This is a genomic window from Williamsia sp. 1135, from assembly GCF_002095395.1.
Classification (GTDB): domain Bacteria; phylum Actinomycetota; class Actinomycetes; order Mycobacteriales; family Mycobacteriaceae; genus Williamsia.
Genome location: NZ_MJEI01000024.1, coordinates 1 through 5,372, shown reverse-complemented (window position 1 = coordinate 5,372; position 5,372 = coordinate 1). Strand labels below are relative to the sequence as shown.

Annotated in this window: 5 protein-coding genes; 4 read left to right on the top strand and 1 reads right to left on the bottom strand. The window is 62.2% G+C overall.

Annotated elements, in window-relative coordinates; genetic code table 11:
• Window positions 1-4: 4 nt before the first annotated feature.
• A complete protein-coding gene (locus BFL43_RS00300) occupies window positions 5-1,246 on the bottom strand; it encodes an IS701 family transposase (RefSeq protein WP_084889687.1) in 1,242 nt (413 codons plus the stop codon).
• A 410-nt stretch (window positions 1,247-1,656) separates the two neighbouring features.
• Between BFL43_RS00300 and BFL43_RS28285 the strand changes: the two genes are divergently transcribed.
• The 4 genes from BFL43_RS28285 to BFL43_RS00280 all read left to right on the top strand — a co-directional run bounded on the left by BFL43_RS28285 (window position 1,657) and on the right by BFL43_RS00280 (window position 5,342).
• On the top strand, window positions 1,657-2,142 hold the full coding sequence (locus tag BFL43_RS28285) for a hypothetical protein (RefSeq protein WP_143694988.1): 486 nt from the start codon (window positions 1,657-1,659) through the stop codon (window positions 2,140-2,142).
• A 254-nt stretch (window positions 2,143-2,396) separates the two neighbouring features.
• Window positions 2,397-2,888 (top strand): DUF1016 N-terminal domain-containing protein, encoded by a 492-nt coding sequence (locus tag BFL43_RS00295; protein WP_240497979.1) that lies wholly within the window; start codon window positions 2,397-2,399, stop codon window positions 2,886-2,888.
• 119 nt (window positions 2,889-3,007) lie between these two features.
• The gene (locus tag BFL43_RS00290) at window positions 3,008-3,967 is read left to right on the top strand and encodes a hypothetical protein (protein WP_240497978.1); all 960 of its coding nucleotides are present in this window, start codon (window positions 3,008-3,010) and stop codon (window positions 3,965-3,967) included.
• A gap of 232 nt (window positions 3,968-4,199) precedes the next feature.
• Window positions 4,200-5,342, top strand: a complete 1,143-nt coding sequence (locus BFL43_RS00280) for an IS630 family transposase (protein ID WP_084889713.1) — start codon at window positions 4,200-4,202, stop codon at window positions 5,340-5,342.
• The last annotated feature ends 30 nt before the right edge of the window (window positions 5,343-5,372 follow it).

Genomic DNA, 5,372 nt, shown 5'->3' with positions numbered 1-5,372 from the left:
GGGTTCATTGTTGTTGTGACCTGCGTTGATAGTGGTGTTGTCGGGCTCGGTATTGGTGTTTTCGTCGCCAGAGTGACCAGCGGAGGGGGTCAGCGATGGCATGCAGTGGTGTGAGGACGAGGATCGTGAAGAGTTTGCGGAACTCGTTGACCGACAACCGGATCAGTCCAGGTTCTGAGGGTTGGGCCAGGCGTTCAGTGGCGGTATGCACGGCCAGGAAGGCGTGCGCAGCCATGACCAAGGTAATCCAGCGGTGCCAGGACGTCCACGTCCGCACTTGATGCTGATCCAGACCGGTCAGGCCTTTGCCGCTCTGGAACGATTCCTCGACCGTCCACCGCCGCCCGGCGACTCGGACGTACTGGTTCAGCGGCACCGGTGCCGGGCTGTAGCAGCGATAGAAGGCGAGCTCGCCGGAGCTATCGTTGCGCCGCACCAACACGTGACAGAGGCCAACATCGGGACGCTCGGTGGTCGCGATCAAGGCCCAGGAGTACCAGCGGTGTCCTTTGCTACCGGCGCCGGCAGACATCTTGTGCCAGGACCGCGGCGGTAGATTCTCAGCAAGGGCATCGACCCGGATCTTCCCGGCGGCTGTGGGGACCTGCCGATTGCATCCGACGGCCAGGACGTAGCCGATCTGTCTGTTGTGCAACGCTTTTCGTAGGTTCGGGTCTGCGCCGTACACTTCATCGCCAGCGACCCACGAGGCCGGAACGTCGGCGTCGAGGGCCGCCTCGACCAGCGTGGTTGCCAGGGCTGGTTTGGTAGCGAACTCGACCGTGTCAGGGACCCCGGCCTTGGTCCTTCGCTGCGGGTCGGTGGCCCAGGTGTGCTGCGGCAGGTACAGCGCTCGGTCGATCAGGGTGTGTCCGCGAGCGGCGGCGTAGGTCAGGTAGACCGCGACCTGACAGTTCTCCGTGCGTCCGGCGGTTCCGGTGTACTGGCGTTGTACCCCAACGGTGTTGGTGCCCTTCTTCAAGTCGCCGGTCTCATCAACGACAAGCACCGCATCAGGGTCGGCCAGGTGGTCGATGACATAGCTGCGAACGTCATCGCGGACCAGATCAGCGTCCCATTTAGCGCGGGACAGCAAGTGCTGCAGTCGGTCAGGGGTGCCATGGCCCGATAGTTCGGCGATAGTCCAGCAGTTCTTGGAACCTATATCGGCCAGCAAACCCAGCACCAGCGCACCGGCGTTGCGTCGTGCTTCGACCCGCGCGAACCGCGACGAGAACGACTCCAACAACCCATCCAGGCCCGCATGCCACCGCTCATGGTCTACCCTCAGTGCTGCGGTTGCCGCAGCTGATCTGGATGTCTTCACAAACTCGAGATCATGCCGCGGCAACCGCGCCTACCAGCGCAAACACGCCGAAACTACCTATCTACGGCTGTAGTACTAGGGCCGAGCATGGTCGGACTGAATCGCGCGGGCGCATCTCAGCGCGGTCAGGACTATGACAACAGCGACTTAGTCTTAAAGAACCGTCTGCGCCGCTTGTGATTCGTGCTTGTGGCCCAACTAGCACGCGCAAGAGCCGTCGCTCCGATAGAGTTCGAACAGACCACACGATGGGTGTCGAGACCCGCCATGGTCTCGAATTCAACTCTCGGAGAGGGTTTTGGGTTATCAGCTCGCGAGGGGTGACTTGGGTGCCGATCTGCCATGATGTGACTACGGCACTCTTCAAGCAAGACGATCCCGAAACTGCAGCCTTGAAAGCTGCGGCTAAAGCTCAGCGCAACGCCGACAGGCAGGCGGCTCTAGTCAAAGAGCAACAGCGGCAAAAAGATGAGGCGTTCAACGCGTCGCCTCAAGGACTAGCTCGGTCCGCTCGGGCACGCGGGGACTTCCTATTCCAAATATCCTTAGACATTACCGATATTACAGGAACAATTGCCACACTCGCCGCGCCAGTAAGTCCTGCCGGGGCGTACAGCAACCGACAGGACTACTCTCCTACGGATTCATTAAATGCAATTCATGAAGAGGGATGGCACCTGCACTCGTTCTCCACCACATTTGTGCAAACGGCTGAGGTATCGCGTGACAAGTTTCTTTCCTCCGGTCAACAGACCGCGATAAGTGGAAAAATCGTCGGTACGTATGTTTTCGACCGAGTAGCACGAAGGGCATGATCGCCCATCTCAGCATCAAGGCGGCTTGTTCGTTCTGGTGCTGGCGGTCGTCTGTAACGGGTGCAAGCCCAGCTCGACGTCACGGAGATCAAGGGGCAACTAACCGGTCTCCGTAGCCGTCCGTGCCCTCGTCCCATGGTTCGGGGACGGTTAGCCCGGTTCATGGGGGAAGATTGCCAGCGTGAGCGATCTTCCACGGCTACCCGATGACTACGTGCTCGAGCAACTCAAGACCCAGGTTCGGTAACGCTCGGGTGCATGCCACCCGCACCGTCAATACCCAGCTGCTGGTGCTGTACTGGGATATCGGCCGCGCGATCCTCGACCGCCAAGACGCCCACGTCTGGGGTAGCCGGGTCATCGAGCGGCTTGCGACCGATCTGCGGGCCGAATTCCCCGACATGCGGGGATTCTCCCGCAGCAACCTGCGCTACATGCGCTACATGCGCTACATGCGCACCATCGCCAGCATCTGGCCGCGGGAAGCAGTTGTCCAACAGCCTGTTGGACAATTGCCGTGGGGACACCTCACCGTCCTGATCGACAAGCTCGACGACCACGCTATCCGCGACTGGTACGCCGCCACCGCTCGGAGTCGCCGATCGGCCGGCGTAGCTCGATGCTTGAGGATGTGTACATCCGCAGGTTCCATCCTCACTAGGCGCTGCGAACCGCCCCTGACTGCCGGCGACTGTCGAGTTGATCAGGGTTGCGGGTGTTCGCGTCCTCTGGGGTCTGGTCCGTAATCATGGCGGAGTCAGTCGTTTTAGCCCTCGAGTGCATCCACGATGTCACTCGTAGCGGATACTCTCGTGTCGCCAATAAAGGCAATACGGACGCAACACAACAGAGGTCGGAGAGCTCGATGGTCGAACCGCTCAAGATGGACAAGGCTAAGCAGGGGTTCGACAAGGCTGTCGGCGGCTTCGGCAAGTTCTCGCGTAATAGCTCAAGGCAGCGGATCGAGCAGACGGGCGATCTCCAGGACGCCACTGCGGATATCGTCGAGAAGCTCGTCGTGAAGAAACCCGGCCCCTACGAGACGGCGATTGCTGCGTACAACGGCTCGTTCACCGCGATGAACGACAAGGGCCTGTCACTCCTACACCAGCGCGAACGCTCGGCCGACCTGATCGAGCTCGTCGAGTTGCTGGTGAACAGCGTCGCCAACACTCCCAAGTCATTCGATGTCGACTTCGACGAAGTCGACGTCCACAAAGCCCATTTCGTGGCGGCGGAGGAGTTCGCGCGCAAGGATCTCGAAGCCGCGCGCCGGTCGGCTGCCGGCGTCGGCGCTGGGTTTTCCGCGGGTGTCGCGGTCTCGAGCATGGCGCCCACAGCTGCGCTGTGGGTCGCAACCACTTTCGGCACTGCGTCAACCGGCACCGCGATCTCCACACTTTCGGGAGCCGCTGCGACCAACGCCGCAGTCGCCTGGCTCGGAGGAGGGGCTGTCGCGGCCGGCGGCGGAGGCACTGCGGCAGGCGGCGCCCTACTGGCTCTCGCTGGTCCCATCGGCTGGACGGTCGCGGGGGCCACCCTCTTCGCGTCAGTCGCGCTGTTCACCAAGAACAAGTTCGACAACCGCGAAGCTAAGTGGTCTGAGCCGTTAGTTCGTCGGGGGTATTTGCCAGGCTGTCGGGTCGCCGAGGTAGAGCCCGCATGCGGTGTCGAGTGCGTCTTCAGGGCTGCCGGTGAAGTCGCCTGTAGGCAGCAGCGAATCTTCGTACTTGCCCTTGGACGCGAGGTGGATCGCGAAGCCCCATCTGCTAGCGGAGCCGTTGTATCGCAGCCGCATCAACACCAGGACCGACTCGTCCGGTAGTACACCGTCGACGTAGGCGAACGCGCCACGAAATCGGACGTTGACTCGCGCGAGTTGCGGCCACCTCGTTCGGGCGTGGCCGCTGAGCTTGAGGCGCAGTGAGCTTTTCGTCGATTCCGGTGGTGTCGGCACGCATCCGATCGTGCCCGATCCGTGTGGTCCACCCAACATTTCGCGGATCATCGGCGTGCCGCGGCCCGAGACAGGTGTGACTCAGGTGTCCTTTTGAGGCATGAGTGACAAAACCGCTCGACCCTCGGCCTGCGTGATCGTCCTGTCCACCAGCGACCGTCAGGTTCTCGAAACATGGGTGAGGTGTGGGTCGACACCGCAGAAGACAGTGCTGCGGTCTCTGATCGTGCTGCTCGCCGCGGACGGCTGCACCAACGCAAGTATCGCCATCGAACTCGACGTTCATCCCGACACGGTCCGTAAGTGGCGCAGCCGGTTCCACCATCACGGTATCGATGCCCTCGCCGACGCACCACGGTCGGGCCGGCCACCGATCTACACCCCCGCTGACATCGCTGCAGTGAAAGCGTGGGCGTGTCAGATCCCGGCCGATCACGATATTCCGATCGCACGGTGGTCCACCCCGGAACTCGCCGCCCAACTCGCACGCGACGGCATGACCGTCTCGGTGTCGACGGTGCGCCGGTGGCTGGACGAGGATGCGCTCAAACCGTGGCAGCATCGCTCCTGGATCGCCGCCCGCGACCCGAACTTCGAGATGAGAGCATCTGTCGTTCTCGACCTGTACGCACGCCGCTACGCAGGCAAACCGTTGGGCAGCAACGAGTTTGTGATCTCGGCCGATGAAAAGCCGTCGATCCAAGCCCGCGACCGCTGCCACCGCACCACCGCCGCCGCACCAGGTCGCCCGATGCGCGTCAGCCACGACTACCGCCGCCGCGGCGCGCTCACCTACCTCGCTGCCTACGACGTCCACACCGCACGGGTCTTCGGCCGCTGCGAGCAAAGCACCGGCATCACCGAGTTCACCGCCCTCGTCGATCAGGTCATGACGAGCGAACCGTACGCGTCCGCCGACCGGGTGTTTTGGGTCGTCGACAACGGCTCCTCGCACCGCGGACAAGCATCGATCGACCGCCTCACCGCCCGATACCCGAACGCGGTCATGGTGCACACCCCGGTGCACGCATCATGGCTCAACCAAGTCGAGATCTACTTTTCCATCGTCCAACGCAAAGTCCTCACGCCCAATGACTTTCCCGACCTCACCTCAGTCGAGAACCGGTTGCACACCTTCGCCGAACGCTACAACCGCACCGCCGAACCCTTCGCCTGGAAATACACCCGCCGGGACCTCCACCGCCAACTCAAACTGATCGATCAAAGCAGCGAGGCGGCATGACCCCCCGACGAACTAACGGCTCAGACCACT